Origin of the sequence: Allobrachymonas chironomi DSM 19884 (assembly GCF_000374625.1) — a bacterium.
Taxonomy (GTDB): domain Bacteria; phylum Pseudomonadota; class Gammaproteobacteria; order Burkholderiales; family Burkholderiaceae_C; genus Brachymonas; species Brachymonas chironomi.
This window is the reverse complement of record NZ_KB894765.1, coordinates 181,530-201,164: the sequence shown is the minus strand read 5'-3', so window position 1 is coordinate 201,164 and position 19,635 is coordinate 181,530. Positions and strand designations below refer to the sequence as shown.

19 protein-coding genes are annotated in these 19,635 nt (G+C 64.0%); 16 read left to right on the top strand and 3 right to left on the bottom strand.

The genetic code is table 11. The features are described 5' to 3' along the window. Positions 1–9: 9 nt before the first annotated feature. The 13 genes from C513_RS13590 to C513_RS0100940 all read left to right on the top strand — a co-directional run bounded on the left by C513_RS13590 (position 10) and on the right by C513_RS0100940 (position 13,650). Entirely contained in the window at positions 10–711 is a 702-nt protein-coding gene (locus C513_RS13590; RefSeq protein WP_018714161.1) for a hypothetical protein, read from the top strand. 14 nt (positions 712–725) lie between these two features. Continuing rightward, a complete protein-coding gene (locus C513_RS0100995; protein WP_083927325.1) occupies positions 726–1,790 on the top strand; it encodes a MucB/RseB C-terminal domain-containing protein in 1,065 nt (354 codons plus the stop codon). 235 nt (positions 1,791–2,025) lie between these two features. Further along, complete coding sequence (locus C513_RS0100990) at positions 2,026–3,573, top strand: DegQ family serine endoprotease (protein ID WP_018714159.1); 1,548 nt, start codon at positions 2,026–2,028, stop codon at positions 3,571–3,573. A gap of 214 nt (positions 3,574–3,787) precedes the next feature. Beyond that, positions 3,788–5,596: a translation elongation factor 4 gene (gene lepA / locus C513_RS0100985; RefSeq protein WP_018714158.1), complete on the top strand. Its 1,809-nt coding sequence runs from the start codon at positions 3,788–3,790 to the stop codon at positions 5,594–5,596. 3 nt (positions 5,597–5,599) lie between these two features. After that, positions 5,600–6,565 (top strand): signal peptidase I, encoded by a 966-nt coding sequence (lepB, locus tag C513_RS0100980; RefSeq protein WP_026320406.1) that lies wholly within the window; start codon positions 5,600–5,602, stop codon positions 6,563–6,565. A gap of 81 nt (positions 6,566–6,646) precedes the next feature. Beyond that, positions 6,647–7,393, top strand: coding sequence for a ribonuclease III (gene rnc / locus C513_RS0100975; protein ID WP_018714156.1), 747 nt, complete (start codon positions 6,647–6,649; stop codon positions 7,391–7,393). Continuing rightward, positions 7,390–8,427, top strand: a complete 1,038-nt coding sequence (era, locus tag C513_RS0100970; RefSeq protein ID WP_018714155.1) for a GTPase Era — start codon at positions 7,390–7,392, stop codon at positions 8,425–8,427. Before rnc ends, era begins: the two co-directional genes overlap by 4 nt. Positions 8,428–8,454: 27 nt before the next feature. Continuing rightward, on the top strand, positions 8,455–9,213 hold the full coding sequence (gene recO / locus C513_RS0100965) for a DNA repair protein RecO (RefSeq protein ID WP_018714154.1): 759 nt from the start codon (positions 8,455–8,457) through the stop codon (positions 9,211–9,213). Then, on the top strand, positions 9,210–9,977 hold the full coding sequence (locus C513_RS0100960) for a pyridoxine 5'-phosphate synthase (RefSeq protein ID WP_018714153.1): 768 nt from the start codon (positions 9,210–9,212) through the stop codon (positions 9,975–9,977). Before recO ends, C513_RS0100960 begins: the two co-directional genes overlap by 4 nt. Next, positions 9,974–10,768, top strand: coding sequence for an alpha/beta fold hydrolase (locus C513_RS0100955; RefSeq protein WP_018714152.1), 795 nt, complete (start codon positions 9,974–9,976; stop codon positions 10,766–10,768). The genes C513_RS0100960 and C513_RS0100955 overlap by 4 nt, the downstream gene beginning before the upstream one ends. Further along, positions 10,765–11,172 carry a holo-ACP synthase gene (gene acpS / locus C513_RS0100950; RefSeq protein WP_018714151.1) on the top strand — a complete coding sequence of 136 codons (408 nt, stop codon included), beginning with the start codon at positions 10,765–10,767 and terminating at the stop codon, positions 11,170–11,172. Before C513_RS0100955 ends, acpS begins: the two co-directional genes overlap by 4 nt. Positions 11,173–11,193: 21 nt before the next feature. Beyond that, positions 11,194–12,282: a beta-N-acetylhexosaminidase gene (nagZ, locus tag C513_RS0100945; protein ID WP_018714150.1), complete on the top strand. Its 1,089-nt coding sequence runs from the start codon at positions 11,194–11,196 to the stop codon at positions 12,280–12,282. A gap of 84 nt (positions 12,283–12,366) precedes the next feature. Next, positions 12,367–13,650 (top strand): RsmB/NOP family class I SAM-dependent RNA methyltransferase, encoded by a 1,284-nt coding sequence (locus tag C513_RS0100940; RefSeq protein ID WP_018714149.1) that lies wholly within the window; start codon positions 12,367–12,369, stop codon positions 13,648–13,650. 114 nt (positions 13,651–13,764) lie between these two features. Here the strand turns inward: C513_RS0100940 and rpmG are convergent, their stop codons facing one another. From rpmG to trxB, 3 genes are all read right to left on the bottom strand, one after another. Then, on the bottom strand, positions 13,765–13,935 hold the full coding sequence (gene rpmG / locus C513_RS0100935; protein ID WP_018714148.1) for a 50S ribosomal protein L33: 171 nt from the start codon (positions 13,933–13,935) through the stop codon (positions 13,765–13,767). A 29-nt stretch (positions 13,936–13,964) separates the two neighbouring features. Further along, positions 13,965–14,198, bottom strand: a complete 234-nt coding sequence (gene rpmB, locus C513_RS0100930) for a 50S ribosomal protein L28 (protein ID WP_018714147.1) — start codon at positions 14,196–14,198, stop codon at positions 13,965–13,967. Positions 14,199–14,454: 256 nt separating this feature from the next. After that, positions 14,455–15,411: a thioredoxin-disulfide reductase gene (gene trxB / locus C513_RS0100925; protein WP_018714146.1), complete on the bottom strand. Its 957-nt coding sequence runs from the start codon at positions 15,409–15,411 to the stop codon at positions 14,455–14,457. A 224-nt stretch (positions 15,412–15,635) separates the two neighbouring features. Between trxB and C513_RS0100920 the strand changes: the two genes are divergently transcribed. From C513_RS0100920 to lolA, 3 genes are all read left to right on the top strand, one after another. Next, positions 15,636–16,310, top strand: a complete 675-nt coding sequence (locus C513_RS0100920; RefSeq protein WP_018714145.1) for a Crp/Fnr family transcriptional regulator — start codon at positions 15,636–15,638, stop codon at positions 16,308–16,310. 22 nt (positions 16,311–16,332) lie between these two features. Next, complete coding sequence (locus C513_RS0100915) at positions 16,333–18,708, top strand: DNA translocase FtsK (RefSeq protein ID WP_018714144.1); 2,376 nt, start codon at positions 16,333–16,335, stop codon at positions 18,706–18,708. Between the two features lie 225 nt (positions 18,709–18,933). Next, on the top strand, positions 18,934–19,626 hold the full coding sequence (gene lolA, locus C513_RS0100910) for an outer membrane lipoprotein periplasmic chaperone LolA (protein ID WP_018714143.1): 693 nt from the start codon (positions 18,934–18,936) through the stop codon (positions 19,624–19,626). The last annotated feature ends 9 nt before the right edge of the window (positions 19,627–19,635 follow it).

The window sequence follows — 19,635 nt, the reverse complement described above, 5'->3', positions numbered from 1 at the left end:
GATGAAGTCATGACAAGCGAGCGCACCCCATTCACTGAATCACCGCTGCCGGAAACCGCCACCATGGCCCAGGCCCTGTCTGCCTGGATGGATGGCGAGTCGCTGCCCGACGGTGTGCACGAGTCGCAGCTGCTGGACTGGCTGGATACGCAGGAGGCGGGACGCGATTGCTGGGACTGCTGGCAGCAGCTGGGAGAGCAGTTGCGCCAGGATGAGGCGCGCCAGCATGGCGAACACGCCACGGACTCCCTGGTCTGGATGCAGCAGCTGCAGCAGCATCTGGCGCAGACCGGGGTGGCCAGCCTGCAGGAGGATGTGCTGCAGCTGGAACAGCCGCACGTCACGGCAGCACCGCTGCCGCCCAGGCTGGACACGGTTCGCCGGCTGCCACGCGAGGCCGCCAACGATGGCGTCTGGCGCTGGAAGATGGCTGCCGGCTTTGCCTCCGTGCTGGCTGTGGCCGCGCTCGGCTGGAACCTGATCGGCCTGCAGCAGCACGAATCCGCCAATGCCCAGGGACAGGTGCTGGCCGCGGCACAGATGCCGCCGGCTGCGGTCGTGGCCAGAGCGCCGGCAGCGTTGCCGGCCGATCCGCTACAGGAGCCGCTGGATCAGGATACCCAGGCCATGCTGCAGGCGCATGCCCAGTTTGGCGACTATGCGCTGCTGGGTGAGGGATCGGGCATGAGTACGGTCAGCTATACGCCGTAAGCGGGAGGAGCGAGATGGTTACGCGACGTACCGTGATGGGCACACTGGCGCTGGGTGGTCTGCCCTTGTCCGCAGGCCTGTGGGGGCTGTCGGCACAGGCCGAAGCTGCACAGGCGCGCACCAGCCTGCAGTGGCTGCAGCGTTGGCAGCAGGCGGCTGCCAGCAACAGTTTTGCCGGCACCTTGGCAGTGTCCGGTCCGAATGGCAATCTGCGCAGTGCGCGCGTCTGGCACGCGGTGCAGGGCGGGCGCCAGATCGAGCGGGTGGACAACCTTGCGGGCAACGCTCGCAGCATGTTCCGCACCGACAGTGGTTCGCGCATTTTCCTGCACGACCAGAAGCTGGTGCGCGTGCAATCGAATCTGCCGCGCGGCGGCATGATGTTTCCCGGCGTGCAGCCGCTGCCGGCGGCACAGCAGGCACAGGGGGCCGCGCGCTATCAGGCGCGCCAGCTGGGCCAGGAGCGGGTATCCAACCATGCGACCGATGTGGTCGGTTTTCTGCCGCAGGATGGCCTGCGCCATGGTTTTCGTTTCTGGAGTGAACAGAAGTCCGGCCTGCTGCTGAAATGGCAGTTGCTGGAGCTGCCGGCGGGTGCCACCGGCTTCCAGCAGGCGCGCATGCTGCGCGAGGTGGCGTTTTCCGATCTGCAGATCCAGGCGCCGCTGGAGTACGCCACGCTGCAGCAGCAGATGGTGCAGACCAGCGGTTATCGCATCGAGCAACAGGCTTTGCAGACGAGTACGCTGGAACAGCAGGGCTGGGTCATGCGCCAGCCGTTGCCGGGTTATGTGGTCACGCACTGCTATTTGCGACCGCCCTTGCGGGACAAGGCGGTGCCGCAGCGGCCCGCGGCCGCCGGCATGGTGACGCAGTGCGTGCTGTCGGATGGCCTGTCCAGCATCTCCCTGTTCCTGGAAGGCGCGAGCGCCGACAAGCGCAGCCCGCCAGCCGTGCGCGGTCGTGGAGCCACCCGCATTGTGTCGCGCAGCTATACCGGAGGGCAGGTGGTCACGGCCATGGGCGAGGTGCCCGTGGCTGCGCTGCAGGCGCTGCTGGACGGGCTGGTGCGCCGATAACGATGGAGCAGGCAGTGTTGAATCTGCCGCAGCCATCCGCATCTGAAGCGGATATTCCCTTTTGTCACAGGCATGCGCATGGGCATGCCGTGGTACAGATCCGGTGCCTGCCGGCCACATGCGCCAGCAGGGCCACATGAACCCATCGAGGAGAACTTTCATGCAGTCACTAGACGATAGGCATCCCCCCGGCCAGACCGTGTCCGGCGCAGCGGCAGGCACGCCCTGGTACGGCATGGCGCGCCATGCACTGACCGCTGGCGTGGCGCTGGCGCTGCTGGGCTGCAACTACCAGGCTTCGGCACAGCAGTCGGGGCAGGCGGCCAGCGAGGCGGCACCTGCCGTGGTGGCCACGCCGCCTGTGGCGGCCGCCTCGACGCTGCCGGCTCCGCCGCTGGTGACCGGTTTGCCCAATTTCGCACCGCTGGTGGAGCGCGTCGGTCCGTCGGTGGTGAATATCCGTGCCATGGAAAAGGTGCGCAGCGCCCGCAGCGGTGCTGCGCCCGGCTCGCCGGAGGCCCAGATGGAGGAGCTGCTGCGCCGCTTCTTTGGTATCGAGGTGCCGAATCTGCCGCGTGGCGGAGCGGCACCTTCGGCTCCGGGCGACGAACGCGAGCGTCAGGCCGGCATCGGTTCCGGTTTCATTCTGTCGCAGGACGGCTACATCATGACCAACGCCCACGTGGTCGAGGGAGCCGACAACCTGATCGTGACACTGCCGGACAAGCGGGAATTCCGCGCCAAGGTGGTGGGGCAGGACAAGCGTACCGATGTCGCCGTTGTCAAGATCGAGGGCAGCGGCTTGCCGGCAGTGCAGATCGGCAACGTGGAGCAGCTGCGCGTGGGAGACTGGGTGCTGGCCATCGGCTCGCCCTTTGGCCTGGAAAACTCGGTGACGGCCGGCATTGTCAGTGCCAAGCAGCGCGATACCGGCGACTACCTGCCGTTCATCCAGACCGATGTGGCGATCAACCCCGGCAACTCCGGCGGCCCGCTGATCAACATGGCCGGCCAGGTGGTCGGCATCAACAGCCAGATTTATTCGCGCTCCGGCGGTTTCATGGGGATTTCCTTCTCGATCCCGATCGATGAGGCGATGCGCATTGCCGAGCAGTTGCGCCAGACCGGCACCGTCACGCGCGGTCGCATCGGCGTGATGATTGGCGATGTGGACCGTGAGGTGGCCAGTTCGCTCGGCCTGCCGCCGAACCAGCAGGGCGCGCTGGTGCGCAATGTCGAGGCCGATTCGCCGGCCGCCAAGGCGGGCGTGCAGCAGGGCGACATCATCACGCGCTTTGACGGCAAGGCGATCGAGAAGACGGCCGATCTGCCGCGCCTGGTTGGCGAGACCAAGCCGGGCACGCGCGCCAGTATCACCGTGCTGCGCAACGGCAGCGCACAGGACCTGACGTTGACGGTAGAGAAGGCCGAGGAGGGCGGTACACCGCGCGGCCTGCTGGGAGGCACGGCACCGCAGGTGGATGGCACAGCCACGGCGGTGGCTGCTCTCGGCCTGAGCGTGAACGAGCTGACGGCCGCACAGCGCCAGCAGCTGCGCGGACGTTCCGGCGTGGCCGTGAGCAGCGTGACAGAGGGTGGCCCGGCAGCGCGCACCGGCCTGCGTGCCGGTGACCTGATCCTGTCGGTCGGCCGCCAGTCGGTGGACAGCGTGGAAAGCTTCTCGCGCGCGATAGCCGCATTGCCGCAAAACCACCCGGTCAGTGTGCTCTACGTGCGTGACGGCTATGCCCAGTACGGCATGATCCGCCCGCAGGCACGCTGATGCACGGGATACGCACGGTCTTGTGGGCAGAGTGCCACAAAAACGTTAAAATAGTGCGTTCTGGCTAACGCAGCCTGCAGTCGCCGGCTTGTCCCTTGGGCAACCGGCGCTTTTTGTCGCCAGCGTGACACGCTCGCGTTTTGCCCGGAGCCCATCTCCCGCCTCCGGGTACGCTGGCCCGACACGGCCCATCGCCTTTCTGGATTCCGTTTTCATGAAGCATATCCGCAACTTTTCCATCATTGCGCACATTGACCATGGCAAGTCGACTCTGGCCGACCGCCTGATTTCGCGCTGCGGTGGCCTGTCCGACCGCGAGATGAGTGAGCAGGTGCTCGACTCGATGGACATCGAGAAGGAGCGCGGCATCACCATCAAGGCACAGACCGCTGCCCTGCAATACAAGGCCCAGGATGGCCAGATCTACAACCTGAACCTGATCGACACCCCCGGCCACGTGGACTTTTCCTATGAGGTCAGCCGCTCCCTGAGCGCCTGTGAAGGGGCGCTGCTGGTGGTGGATGCCAGCCAGGGCGTGGAAGCGCAGACCGTGGCCAACTGCTATACCGCACTCGACCTGGGGGTCGAGGTGCTGCCCGTGCTCAACAAGATGGATTTGCCGCAGGCCGATCCCGACAATGCCAAGGCCGAGATCGAGGACGTGATCGGCATCGATGCCAGCGAGGCGATTCCCTGTTCGGCCAAGTCCGGCCTGGGCATTGACGAGATCCTGGAAATGGTCGTGGCCAAGGTGCCACCGCCGCGCGGCAATCCCGATGCACCGCTGCGCGCCATGATCATCGACAGCTGGTTCGACTCCTACGTCGGCGTGGTGATGCTGGTGCGCGTGGTCGATGGCCAGCTGCGCAAGGGCGAGCGCTTCAAGATGATGGCCTCTGGTGCCGCTTACGATGCCAACAACATCGGTGTGTTCACCCCGGCCAACCAGCCGCGCGAAGCGCTCAATGCCGGCGAGGTGGGCTACATCATTGCCGGCATCAAGGAGCTGAAGGCCGCCAAGGTGGGCGATACCATCACGCTGGAGAAAAAGCTGCCCAACAACCTGGGCCCTGCCAGCGAGGCCCTGCACGGCTTCAAGGAAGTGCAGCCGCAGGTGTTTGCCGGCCTGTACCCGACCGAGGCCAACCAGTACGATGCCTTGCGCGACAGTCTGGAAAAGCTGCAGCTCAACGATGCCTCGCTGCATTTCGAGCCCGAGGTGTCGCAGGCGCTGGGCTTCGGCTTCCGCTGCGGCTTTCTGGGGCTGCTGCACATGGAAATCGTGCAGGAACGCCTCGAGCGCGAATTTGACCAGGATCTGATCACCACCGCGCCCAGCGTGGTGTACCAGGTGGTCAAGGGCGATGGCGAAGTCATCATGGTGGAAAACCCCTCTAAGATGCCCGAGGCCGGCCGTATTCAGGAGGTGCGCGAGCCGATCGTGACCGTGCACCTGTTCATGCCGCAGGATTATGTGGGCCCGGTGATGACACTGGCCAACCAGAAGCGCGGCGTGCAGATGAACATGACTTACCACGGTCGCCAGGTGATGCTGACCTACGAGCTGCCGCTGGGCGAGATCGTGCTGGACTTTTTCGACAAGCTCAAGTCGGTCAGCCGCGGCTATGCCTCGATGGACTACGAGTTCAAGGAATACCGCCCGTCCGATGTGGTCAAGGTCGATATCCTGCTCAACGGCGAGAAGGTGGACGCACTGTCCATCATCGTGCATCGCACCCAGGCCCAGTACCGCGGTCGCGCCGTGGTGGCCAAGATGCGCGAGATCATCAGCCGGCAGCAGTTCGACGTGGCGATCCAGGCGGCCATTGGCGGCAACATCATCGCACGCGAGACCGTGAAGGCGCTGCGCAAGAACGTGCTGGCCAAGTGCTACGGCGGCGATATTTCGCGCAAGCGCAAGCTGCTCGAAAAGCAGAAGGCGGGCAAGAAACGCATGAAACAGATTGGTTCGGTCGAGGTGCCGCAAGAAGCGTTCCTGGCCATTTTGCAAGTGGAAGACTGATACATGCCATTCATTACTGCATTGGTACTCGGGGGTTTTGTAGCCTATATGGCGGCCTGGTTCATGGGCTACCTGGAAGGCAATATGGCCTTGTTGCTGTTCGTGGCCTCGGTGGTGACCGGGCTGTACTGGCTGGCCGAGAAAATCTGGTTCAAGCCGCACCGTCGCCAGGCTGCGCTGGCTTTCGAGCAGGCACAGGACAAGCGCCAGGCCGAGTTGGCCGCGCAGGGCATCCAGGCCGATGCGGTGGACACGCGCAGCGCCAGGGCGCGCATCATGGAACAGCCCTGGTGGCTGGACTGGACGGCCGGCCTGTTCCCGGTGATTCTGCTGGTGTTCCTGCTGCGCTCGTTTGCCTACGAGCCGTTCCGCATTCCATCGGGCTCCATGATCCCGACATTGCACATCGGTGACCTGATTCTGGTCAACAAGTACGAGTGGGGCATGCGTCTGCCGGTACTCAATACCAAGATCACCGAAGGCAAGCCGGTACAGCGCGGCGAGGTGATGGTGTTCCACTATCCGCCCAAGCCGAGCACCGATTACATCAAGCGCGTGATTGGTGTGCCCGGTGACACCGTGGCCTATATCAACAAGCGCCTGACCATCAACGGCAAGGACATCGCGCAGGTGCAGAAACCCGATTTCCTGGATCAGAGCACCATGCGCTACCACCAGCTGTTCGATGAACAGATCGGCACCCACATGCACCAGATCCTGATCGATGACAGCCGCCCCTCCGGCATTCCGGTGCTGGCCGATTTCCCGCAGAGCGAAAACTGCAAGTACAGCGTCGATGGCGTCACCTGCAAGGTGCCCGAAGGCCATTACTTCGTGATGGGCGACAACCGCGACAACTCGCTCGATTCCCGCTTCTGGGGCTTTGTCCCTGACGACCACGTTGTGGGCAAGGCGGTGGCGGTGTGGATGAACTTTGGCGATTTCAATCGCATTGGCAAGATCCAGTAAGCATGGATGCACCGGATTGCCTGTCCCGGGGCTTTGCGATAAGGTCCCCGGCAGGGCAGGCATCCTGCATTTCCCGTTCCCATGAGTCCAGCTGAATCCCTTTCCCCCCTGCAACACCTGGCGCTGCGGCTGCAGCATGATTTTGCCCAGCCCGCCTTGCTGCAGCGTGCCCTGACGCACCGCAGCTTTTCTGCCGACCACAACGAACGCCTCGAATTCCTGGGCGACTCGGTACTGGGCCTGGCCATTTCCAGCCTGCTGTTCGAACGCCTGAAGGATTCGCCCGAGGGCGACCTGTCGCGCATCCGCGCCAACCTGGTCAAGCAGGACAGCCTGCACCAGCTGGCGCTGCAGCTGGAGCTGGCGAGCTGCCTGCGGCTGGGGGAGGGCGAGCTGCGCTCCGGCGGCCTCAAGCGCCCGTCCATCCTGGCCGATGCCTTCGAGGCCATCATCGGTGCCATCTACCTGGATGCCGGTTATCTGGCTGCCGAAGCCCTGGTACACCGCCTGTTTGCCGAGGTTGACCTGAGCCAGAACCAGTCTGTCACTGCCAAGGACGCCAAGACCTCCTTGCAGGAATGGCTGCAGGCGCGCAAGATGAAGGTGCCGACCTACGAGGTGGCTGGTATCGAGGGTGAGGCACATCGCCAGACCTTTCTGGTCGATTGCCAGATCCCGGCCCTGCAGATCAGCCAGCGTGGCCAGGGTCGCTCCCGCCGCGCCGCCGAGCAGGATGCCGCCAGTCGCGTACTTGCGCAACTGCAACAGCAGGCTAGCGCTGCCCCCAAGGCGCGCCGCCCCTTACTTTCTACCCGGAAACCGACATGAGTTCTTCTTCCCCCACCGATCCCAAGCCTGCCGCCGGCGCGCTGGATGCCGATACCGAGGCCCAGCTGCAACGCCTGCTGGGCAAGGAGCCGCTGGCTCCGGCGCAGCCGGGCAACCAGTCGGCCGCCTCCGATCCGGAGCAGCAGCGCTGTGGCATGGTGGCCATTGTCGGCAAGCCCAACGTCGGCAAGTCCACGCTACTCAACGCCCTGGTTGGCCAGAAAATCAGCATCACCTCGCGCAAGGCACAGACCACGCGCCACCGCATTACCGGCATTCGCACGCGTGGTGACAACCAGTTCGTGTTTGTCGATACCCCCGGCTTCCAGACGCGTCATGGCAATGCCCTGAACAAGTCGCTGAACAAGGCCGTGACCGGAGCCGTTTCCGATGTGCAGGTGGTGCTGTTCGTGGTCGAGGCCGGCAGCTTCAGCCTGGCCGATGCCAAGGTGCTGTCGCTGCTGCCGACCGATGTGCCGGTGCTGCTGGTGGCCAACAAGCTGGACACCGTCCACCGTCGCAGCGAGATCGCGCCCTGGCTGCGCGACATGCAGGAGCGCCACCCTTTTGCCGAATTCGTGCCGATGTCGGCGAAGAACTCGCGTGACGTGGAGCGCCTGCTCGACATCGTTGCCAACTATCTGCCGCAGCAGCTCTGGTGGCATGACGAGGCCGAACTGACCGACAAGAGCGAGCGCTTCCTGGCCAGCGAGATCGTGCGCGAAAAGCTGTTCCGCCTGACTGGCGACGAGTTGCCCTATACCTCGACCGTGGTGATCGACCAGTTCCAGGAGGAACCGGGCAAGGCCGCAGCGCGCATGGTGCGCATTGCCGCCACCATTGTGGTGGAGCGTGACGGCCACAAGGCGATGGTGATTGGCGACAAGGGCGAGCGCATCAAGCGCATCGGTACCGAGGCGCGCCAGGAGCTGGAGCGGCTGATGGACGCCAAGGTGTTCCTGGAGCTGTGGGTCAAGGTGCGCTCCGGCTGGGCTGACGACGAAGCGCGCGTGCGCTCTTTCGGTTACGAGTAAGTCCATGCCCTTGTCCCCGGAGGCGGTATGAAACGCGTGGCGCATGAGCCGGCTTTCGTGCTGCATCATTACGACTGGAGCGAAAGCAGCCTGATCCTGGAGGTGTTCACGCGGCACCATGGTCGCACCGCGCTGATGGCGCGTGGTGCCAAAAAGCCCAGTTCGAATTTCCGGCCGGTGTTGCTGCCGCTGCAGCCGCTGCACCTGAGTTTCGGTGGCGATGCCGACATCCGCATGCTGCGTTCGGCCGAATGGATAGGCGGCCACATCATGCCGACGGGCGAACGGCTGCTGTCGGGCTATTATCTGAATGAATTGCTGCTGCGCATGCTGGCACGTGATGACCCGCACCCGGCACTGTTCGATGTCTATGCCCGTGCGCTGGCGTTGATGGCGTCCGACCATGCCGGCGAATGGCTGGAGGCCGTGCTGCGTGCCTTCGAGCTGTCGCTGCTGCGCGAGGTGGGCCTGCTGCCGGCGCTGGATGTGCAGACACTGACGCATCAGCCACTGGAAGCCGGCCGGCACTATGTGCTGCTGGCCCACAGCGGCCTGCGCCTGGCTCAACCGGAGGAGCGGCGTCAGGCGCTGTCAAGCGCTCACTGGCTGGCGCTGGAACAGGCCATGCAGGAGGTACAGCCGCTGCAGGCGGTGATGCAGTTGTGCATGGCGCAGCGTGAACTGGCGCAGGGCCTGAAGCAGCAACTGCGCGGCGTATTGCACGCGCATTGCGGCGTGGAGCTGCTGCGCACACGCAAAATGATGATGGAATTGCAGAAACTATGAATCTCACCGGAACCACCCAGCTGTCGGTCAATGTGAACAAGGTCGCCTTGCTGCGCAACACGCGGCATCTGGGCATTCCCAGCGTGACACGCGCGGCGGCGCTGTGCCTGCAGGCCGGGGCCGATGGCATCACCATCCACCCGCGTCCGGATCAGCGCCATATCCGCGGCAGTGACGTGCAGGAGCTGGCCGGCCTGATGCAGAACTGGCCGCAGCAGGAGTTCAATATCGAGGGCAACCCGACGCAGAACCTCATGGATTTCATCCGCCAGACGCGTCCGCACCAGGCCACGTTCGTGCCCGACAGCGAGGACCAGTTCACCAGCGACCACGGCTGGGACTTGTCCGATGCCGCCGTGTGCGAGCGCCTGCGTCCGCTGATCGGGGAATGCCATGCGCTTGGTGTACGCGTCAGCCTGTTCATGGATGCCGAACCGGCGCTGATGCCGCCGGCGCACGAACTGGGCGCGGACCGCATCGAGCTGTATACCGAACCCTATGCCGCAGCCTGGGGAACCGGGCAGCAGCAGGAGCAACTGCAGCGCTTTGCCACAGCGGCACAGGCAGCGCTGGATGCCGGCCTGGGCGTGAATGCCGGCCATGACCTGAATCGCGACAACCTGACCGATTTCGCCCGTGCCGTGCCGGGTCTGCAGGAGGTGTCCATTGGCCATGCGCTGATCGCCGATGCGCTGGAACTGGGTTATGCCGCCACGGTCGAAGCCTATCTGCAATGCCTGCGCGCCGCAGGTCGCCACGCATGAGGACCGACAACATCCGGCTGGGCAACGGAGCCCGCATCCATGCCGAGGCGCTGCAACCGCCCGATGCCGGTCAGGCTGCGCGCCGCCCGGTGCTGGTGTTCCTGCACGAGGGCCTGGGCAGCACACGCATGTGGAAAGGTTTTCCGCAAGCCCTGTGTGATGCCACCGGCTGCGAGGGCCTGCTGTTCGACCGCCAGGGCCACGGCCAGTCGGATCCGCAACAGCAGCCGCGCACCATCCACTACCTGCATCGCTATGCGCTGGAGGAATTGCCCCAGGTGCTGGCACAGGCGATTCCGGAACGCGACTATATCGTCATCGGCCATTCCGATGGCGGCAGCATCGGTCTGCTGCATGCCGCCGAACGGCCCGCACGCCTGCGTGGCCTGATCACGCTGGCGGCCCATATCTATGTGGAAGACGTGACGTTGCAGGGCATCCGCGATGCGCTGGATGCCTGGCATGCCGGCAAGCTGCGTGGCCTGGCACGCTACCACGGCGATCGTGTCGAGCAGGTGTTCATGGCCTGGAATGCGACTTGGCTGACACCCGCCTTTGCCCACTGGAACATGGCCTATGCCTTGCCGGCCATCAGCGTGCCGACCTGCGTGATGCAGGGCGCGGGCGACCAGTATGCCACCGTGCAGCACATGCACGATATTGCCGCCGGCATTCATGCCGCCACCGATCAGCTGTTGCCCGATTGCGGCCATTCGCCGCATCTGGAGAATCCCGAGGCCACACTGCAGGCCATGCAGCAGGTGTTGCAGGACTGGGGTGTGCTGGCATGATTTACGGCATTGGCACCGACCTGTGCGATATCCGCCGCATCCGTGCCACGCTGGAGCGGCGCGGCGAGCGTTTTGCCGAAACCGTGCTGGGTCCGACCGAGCTGCAGGTGTACCGCCAGCGCAGTGCGCGCTGGGCCGACCGTGGCATCAGTTATCTGGCAACGCGTTTTTCCGCCAAGGAGGCCTTCAGCAAGGCGATTGGCCTGGGCATGCGCATGCCGATGCATTGGCGGCGCTGCGAGATCCTGAATGCGCCCAGCGGCCAGCCGCAGATCGTGCTGCACGGCGAGCTGGAGAGCTGGTTTCGTGAACGGCACCTGCGTGCCCATGTCAGTGTCACCGACGAGGCCGAGCAGGCCTCCAGCTTCGTTATCGTCGAATACCTTCCCGAATCCCTTTCCTGATATTTTCCGAGACTGTCTGCCATGCATCCCCTGATCATCGATATTGCCGGTACCCGTCTGGACGCCGCCGACCGCGAGCGCCTGCAGCATCCGCTGGTAGGTGGCCTGATCTACTTTGGCCGCAACTGGGAAAGCCGCGCCCAGATCAGCGAACTGAGCGCCGAAATCAAGTCGATCCGCCCCGACATCCTGATCGCGGTTGACCACGAAGGAGGCCGCGTGCAGCGTTTCCGCACCGATGGCTTCACGCGCCTGCCGCCAATGCGTGCGCTGGGCGAGCTGTGGCGCCAGGGGCAGGGCGGCAAGCGTCGCCTGAACCGGCAGGCGCAGCATGCCAGCCAGGTCGCAACGGCTTGTGGCTACGTGCTGGCCTCCGAGCTGCGCGCCTGCGGTATCGATTTCAGCTTTACGCCGGTGCTCGATCTCGACTATGGCGAAAGCAGCGTGATCGGTGATCGTGCCTTTGATGCCGATCCGCATCTGGTGACGCAACTGGCGCAAAGCCTGATGCTGGGCCTGCTGCAGGCCGGCATGGGCAACTGCGGCAAGCATTTCCCCGGCCACGGCTACGTCAAGGCCGATTCGCATGTGGCGATTCCGGTCGACAAGCGCAGCCTCAAGCGTATCCTGAAGGACGATGCCCGTCCCTACGGCTGGCTCAACAACACGCTGACGGCGGTCATGCCGGCGCACGTGATATACCCCAAGGTGGATGCGCGTCCGGCCGGTTTCAGCGACATCTGGATCCAGGATATTCTGCGCGGCGAACTGGATTTCCGTGGTGCCGTGATCAGTGATGATCTCAGCATGCAGGGCGCACGCCAGATGCAGGGGCGCACACTCACGCATGGCGAAGCTGCCGTGGCTGCGATCCGCGCCGGCTGCGATCTGGTGCTGTTGTGCAACCAGAGCCTGGACGGCGGTCAGGCACTCGATGCCGCCATGGCGCACGTCAGCGAAGCCGTGGTCAAGCAGCAACTGCCACTGGACGAGGCCAGCGAGCTGCGTCGGCGCGCCCTGTTGCCGGCCAGCCCGGCCCCGGACTGGGACGAGCTGATGTGCAGCAGCGCCTACATGCAGGCACTGGACCTGCTGTCCGAACTGTTCTGATGCGAAGCGGGCAGGGCGTTTGCGCCTGCCTGCCCAATTGATTCCGGCCCGCTGCCAAGCGGGCCCTGACCGAGAGAGTTTTCCATGCATCCCAAAGCCCTGCTGGACCATGCCACTGCCCTGGTAGGCCAGGTATTGCGTCTGGACCATCCTGCCGATGCCGTGGTGTCGCGCTATTTCCGCGAGCATCGTGAACTGGGTTCGCGCGAACGCGCCACCCTGACCGAAACCGTCTACAGCGTGCTGCGCCGCAAGCCGTATTACGAGCTGCTGGCCCGCAGCGGCAGCGGTGCACGCGAGCGCCGTCTTGCCATTCTGGCGCTGGCTGCACCGGCCGACTTCGTCCAGGCGGCTCTCAAGCCACAGGAAAAGGAATGGCTGGCGGACTGCCGGCAGGTCAGTGACGAGCAGCTGATGCCGATCCACCGCCACAATCTGCCGAACTGGCTGGCTGGTGCGCTGGAGCAGCAGCTGGGAGCCGAACGTTTCCGGCAACTGGCCGACAGCCTGCTGCAGGGGGCGCCGCTGGATCTGCGCGTCAACACGCTCAAGGCCAAACGCGCTGATGTCATTCAGGCGCTGACGGAGCAGCAGCTGCAGGCCGAAGCCACGCGCTTTTCTCCCTGGGGCGTGCGGCTGCGCGGACGCCCGGCGCTGATGCACATGGACCTGTTCAAGGACGGCGCGATCGAGGTGCAGGATGAAGGCTCGCAGCTGCTGGCGTTGCTGCTGGATGCGCGCCGTGGTGAGATGGTGGCCGATTTCTGTGCCGGTGCTGGTGGCAAGACGCTGGCGCTGGGGGCTGAAATGCGCAACACCGGCCGCCTGTACGCCTTTGATGTGTCGGCGCACCGCCTCGACAAGCTCAAGCCGCGACTGGCACGCAGCGGCCTGAGCAATGTGCACCCGGCGGCCATCGCGCATGAGCGTGACGATCGCATCAAGCGTCTGAGCGGCAAGATCGACCGCGTGCTGGTCGATGCCCCGTGCTCCGGCCTGGGCACCTTGCGCCGCAACCCGGATCTGAAATGGCGCCAGTCGGAACAGACGGTGCAGGAGATGACCGCCAGGCAAAGTGCCATCCTGGCCAGCGCTGCACGCCTGGTCAAATCCGGTGGCCGTCTGGTCTATGCCACTTGCAGCATGCTGCCGCAAGAGAATGAGCACATCGCCGAAGCCTTCAGCCAGGCTCACCCAGGCTTCAGGCCGCTGAATGTGGTGGAGTTGCTGGCACAGCGCAAGGTGGAGCAGGCGGAGGTGCTGGGCAGCCCGGGGCAGGGCGGGATCGAAGCTGGCCGCTATCTGCGCCTGTGGCCGGACCTGCACGACATGGACGGTTTCTTCGCCGCCGTCTGGCAAAAGGACTGATCGCCGCGAAACGGCCACGGCAGCGGTGACTGCCGTGGCTGTCATGGTTGGCGCTCCGGACGCAAAAAAGCCCGCTGGAATGAACAGCGGGCTTCCGGACAGGGAAGGGCTGAATTACTTCAGCTTGATTTCCTTGTATTCGACGTGCTTGCGAGCCTTCGGATCAAACTTCATGATCGTCATTTTCTCGGGCATGGTCTTCTTGTTCTTGGTCGTGGTGTAGAAGTGGCCGGTACCTGCAGTGGATTCCAGCTTGATCTTTTCGCGTCCGCCTTTGCTTGCCATGATGGTGTCCTTTCAGTCAGTTATGGGGATCAGGCCTGGCCACGGGCACGCATGTCGGCGAGCACGGAGTCGATGCCATTCTTGTCGATCAGGCGCAGGGCGGCGTTGGTCACGCGCAGGCGCACCCAGCGGTTTTCGCTCTCTACCCAGAAACGGCGAGACTGCAGGTTGGGCAGGAAACGGCGCTTGGTCTTGTTGTTGGCGTGGGAAACGTTGTTGCCCACCATCGGGCCCTTGCCCGTGACTTCACATTTGCGTGCCATTGAAGCACTCCTTTGACTGTGGTTGTTGCAATAACAGGGCCGACAACGCTGGCCGGTCCTGCACCTCGCCTGCGGCATGCACGGGCCAAGAAAACCCCTGTATGCCTGCTTGCAGGCGGTTTATTTGACAAACCAGCCGCCCGGCTGATTCGGCAAAACGTCAGATTATAGAACAAAAACTGTTTATCGGGAAGGACTTGCAGCAATGCAACAGGGCAGCCCGGGCTGCCCTGTGCGATTCCGGTGTGGATCCGGCTCAGTCTGCCTGTTGCTCCAGGAAGCGCTGCGCATCCAGCGCGGCCATGCAGCCGCTACCGGCACTGGTGATGGCCTGGCGGTAGATGTGATCCTGCACATCACCGGCAGCGAACACACCCGGTACGCTGGTCTGCGTGGCAAAGCCCTGCTGACCGCCCTGGGTGATCAGGTAGCCGTCCTGCATCGCCAGCTTGTCCTTGAAGATGTCGGTATTCGGCGAATGGCCAATCGCGATGAAGCAGCCATGCACCGGAATCTCCTCGGTGCTGTCGTCCTTCGTGCTGCGGATGCGCACGCCTGTCACACCGCTGGCGTCGCCCAGCACCTCGTCCAGCGTGGCAAACAGCTTCAGCTCGATCTTGCCGGCCTGCACCTTGTCCATCAGCTTGTCGACCAGGATGGCTTCGGCGCGGAAGCTGTCGCGGCGGTGGATCAGCGTGACCTTGCGCGCGATGTTGCTCAGATACAACGCCTCTTCCACGGCGGTGTTGCCGCCACCGACCACGCACACATCCTGGTCACGGTAGAAGAAACCGTCACAGGTGGCGCAGGCGCTGACGCCACGGCCCATGAAGGACTCCTCGGAGGGCAGGCCGATATAGCGGGCCGAGGCGCCGGTGGCAATGATCAGCGTGTCGCAGGTATAGGTGCCGCTGTCACCGGTCAGGGTAAACGGACGCTGGCCCAGTTCCACCGTGTGGATGTGGTCGAACTGGATTGTGGTGTTGAAGCGCTGCGCATGTTCCAGAAAGCGCTGCATCAACTCCGGGCCCTGCACGCCGTGGACGTCCGCCGGCCAGTTGTCCACCTCGGTGGTGGTCATCAGCTGGCCGCCCTGGGCCATGCCGGTAATCAGCAGTGGCTGCAGGTTGGCGCGTGCGGCATAAATGGCGGCAGAATAGCCGGCCGGGCCGGAACCCAGGATCAGGACTTTGGCGTGCGTCGTGGTCGTCATGGCGTGTATCCTTTCTTGTCTGTCGGTAGTGCCCTGCAGTGTAGCCGTTTGGCACGAGCGGCGTAGGGGCCGGGCGGCTTGCCCGAAAATGCAGCATTCCGTCTGTCATGTCGGGCACAGTCGGTGGGTAATGGATCATTTCCCTGCAGTATCCATTATTTATGTCATGCTATTAGGGCAAAATGACGGTTACCGGCGAGACCGGCTAGCCAGGGAAAGACGACATGACCATTGTTTCCAATCTGGATCTGATCCGCAGGGTCCCCCTGTTCAGTGACTTGACATCGACACAAACCAGCGTGCTATACGCCAATATCGGAAAAAAGCGCTTCAAGCGTGGTGAAAACATCGTGGAGGAAGGCCGTATCTCCGGCACCTTGTACATGATCCTGTCCGGCCGGGCGCGCGTCCTGCTGCAGGACCATCGTGGCCGCGAGGTCATCATGGCCACGCTCGAGGTCGGGGATTGCATCGGCGAGATGAGCCTGATCGATGGCGAACCGCATTCCGCCACCGTGCGTGCCGAGGTGCAGACCGATGTGCTCACGCTGGATCGCGAAGCCTTCCTCAACAGCCTGCGCGAGAACTCCAGCATGGCCGAATCGGTCATGCGCGGTCTGGTGCGCCGTCTGCGCAAGGCCGACAAGCAGATCGAGTCGCTGGCGCTGATGGATGTCTATGGCCGCGTGCAGGCGGTGCTGGTCGATATGGCAGAAACCGATGCCGAAGACCACATGGTGCTGCGCCAGAAAGTATCGCGCCAGGATGTGGCCAAGATGGTGGGAGCCTCCCGCGAGATGGTCAGCCGCGTGATGAAGCACTTCGAGGAAGATGGTACTCTGGTGGAGCGTGCCGATGGCAGCTTTGTGCTGACCCCGCGCAGCCAGCACGCAGACTGAAGACGGCTGCCAAGGAAGTTGAATGGCATACCTGATTCGCAATACCCCGACTGAAGCTGCTCCTGCAGAAGACAAACCCCTGGTGCCGGCCTTTTTCCGGCGTTTCAGCCAGGAGACCGTGCTGTTTGTCGGACTGCTGCTGCTGGTGTTCTGGCTGGCCGCCTTGATCAGCCACGATGCGGCTGATCCGGCCTGGAGCACCACTGGCGTCTATTCCGAACCCCGCAACTGGCTCGGCCATGCCGGAGCCTGGGTCTCCGACATCAGCTATTTCCTGTTGGGCCGTTCGGTCTGGCTGCTGTTCCTGGCCCTGTTTGCCGGCTGGGTGCGCCTGTTCCGCAGCTGGATGCGCGGTCAGGTGCTGTCCGAGGCGTCACCGCAGGCAGTCGTTGAAGATGCCGGCTGGCAACAGCGCTGGCTCGGCTGGTTTGATCAACGCCTGTTCTGGTGGCTGGGCCTGCTGGTGCTGCTGGCCGCGGCCACCGGTCTGGAGTGGAGCCGCCTGTATGCCAGCGCGGCCTCGCTGCCTGGCGGAGCCGGCGGCATGCTGGGCAGCTTTGTTGGTCCGCTGATGGTGTCCTTCCTGGGTGGCCTGGGTTCCGGCGTGCTCGGCATCGTGCTGCTGGTGGCGGCCTTTGCCTGGGTGTTCCGTTTCTCCTGGGGCCAGGTGTCGCAGCAGATCGGCGCCTGGATCGAGCGGCGCCTGGAGGCGGCCCGCACGCGCCGCGAAGTGGCGGCCGACCTGGTCGCCGGCCAGGAGGCGGCCCGCCAGCGCGAGGTCGAGGTCGAGCAGGAACTGGAGCTGGTACGCGAGAACCACCCGATTCCGGTCGCGGTCGATGTACCGGTGCGCCCGGTCGCGGCCGAACCCAGTGTGCGTGTGGCCAAGGAGCGCCAGAAGCCGCTGTTCACCGAGCTGCCCGACAGCACGCTGCCGCAGATCAGCCTGCTGGACGAGGCGCCGGCCAGCCGCGAATCGATTCCGCACGAGACGCTGGAAATGACCAGCCGCCTGATCGAGAAAAAACTCAAGGACTTCGGTGTCGAGGTGCGCGTGGTGGCGGCCAAGCCGGGCCCGGTCGTGACGCGTTACGAGATGGAGCCGGCGACTGGGGTCAAGGGCTCGCAGATCGTCAACCTGGCCAAGGATCTGGCGCGTTCGCTCAGCCTGGTTTCGATCCGCGTGATCGAGAACATTCCCGGCAAGAACCTGATGGCGCTGGAGCTGCCGAATGCACGCCGCCAGACCATCCACCTGAGCGAGGTGCTGGGCTCGAATGCCTATCACGATGGCAAGTCGCTGCTGACGGTCGGACTCGGCAAGGACATTGTCGGTGCGCCGGTGGTGGCCGATCTGGCCAAGATGCCGCACGTGATGGTGGCCGGTACCACCGGTTCCGGCAAGTCGGTCGGCATCAACGCCATGATCCTGAGCCTGCTCTACAAGGCCACGCCGGAGCAGGTACGCCTGCTGATGATCGATCCCAAGATGCTGGAAATGTCGGTCTACGAAGGCATTCCGCACCTGATTGCGCCGGTCGTGACCGACATGCGCCAGGCTGCCCATGGCCTGAACTGGTGCGTGGGCGAGATGGAGCGCCGCTACAAGCTGATGAGCAAGATGGGCGTGCGCAACCTGGCCGGCTACAACGCCAAGATCGAGGATGCCAAGGCCCGTGAAGAGCTGATTCCCAACCCGTTCAGCCTGACGCCCGATTCGCCCGAGCCACTGGAGCGCTTGCCGTATCTGGTGGTGGTGATCGACGAGCTGGCCGACCTGATGATGGTGGTTGGCAAGAAGATCGAAGAGCTGATTGCGCGTCTGGCGCAGAAGGCGCGAGCCGCCGGCATCCACCTGATCCTGGCCACGCAGCGCCCGAGCGTGGACGTGATCACCGGCCTGATCAAGGCCAACATCCCGACCCGTATCGCCTTCCAGGTATCGAGCAAGATCGACAGCCGTACCATCCTGGACCAGATGGGGGCCGAAAGCCTGCTCGGCATGGGTGACATGCTGTACCTGCCGGCCGGCCATGGCCTGCCGACCCGCGTGCACGGTGCCTTTGTCAGCGATGACGAGGTGCACCGTGTCGTGACCTACCTGAAGGAGCATGGCGAAGCCAACTACATCGAGGGCGTGCTGGAAGGCGGCACCGTCGATGGCGAGGAAGGCGGTCTGGACGGCGAGGGCGGCAGCGAGCAGGATCCGATGTACGACCAGGCCGTGGAAGTGGTGCTGAAGAAGCGCAAGGCCAGCATCTCTCTGGTGCAGCGTGAGTTGCGTATCGGCTACAACCGCGCTGCCCGCCTGCTGGAGGACATGGAGCGTGCGGGACTGGTCAGCAGCCTGTCCACCAGCGGCCAGCGCGACATCCTGGTGCCGAATCGCGACGAATAGGCGTCAGCTTTCTGTCCTTGTTTTGTAACAAGTCCCTGTGTGGTGGCAAGGCCGGCAGGGACTTGCGCCTTTCGCTGTTACATTTTCTGCCACGGCAGAACTTTTGCAACGCTTGTGGCTGAACCTCTGCCCGATTCCCCCTCTAAACTGACAGCGAGACCTGTAGCAGCACGTCTGCAGCCACATGACATGGGGTTGTGTGGCAGGTCGGCCAACAAGGAGAAAATGCTGATGATCAAGCAAGAAACCGCCAAGTCCCTGTCGCCTGTTGCCGCTTCCGGCCGCCGTTCCCTGCTGGGCGCTGCGTCCATTCTGGCCGTGGGTCTGGCTGGCTGGAGCGGGGCGGCCCATGCCGATGGCCTGGCAACGCTCGACAGCTACATCAAGAACAGCAAGTCCGGCCAGGCAACCTTTACCCAGACCGTGACCAATGTGAACAAGAAGGGTACGGCACGCCAGAGCTCCGGTACCTTCAGTTTCAAGCGTCCGGGCCAGTTCCGCTTCGATTACACCAAACCCTTCAAGCAGACCATTGTGGCCGATGGCAAGACGCTGTGGATGTATGACGCCGGCCTGAACCAGGTCACGCAGCGCAGCCAGGCCCAGGTGCTGGATGCCACGCCGGCGGCCCTGGTGGCATCGGCGACCAGCCTGAAGTCGCTGCAGACCCATTACCAGCTGGAAAACGCGCCGGCCCAGAACGGTCTGGAGTGGGTGCGCGCCACACCCAAGGCCCAGGATGGCCAGATCAAGAGCGTGATGATCGGCTTCCAGGGCAAGAACCTGCGTTCGCTGGTGATCCAGGACAACTTTGGCCAGCGCTCCGACATCCAGTTCCAGAACTTTGGCAGCAAGCTGCCGGCCAACGTGAGCTTCAACTTCAAGCCGCCGGCTGGCGCCGATGTCCTGAAGCAGTAAGCCCGTCAG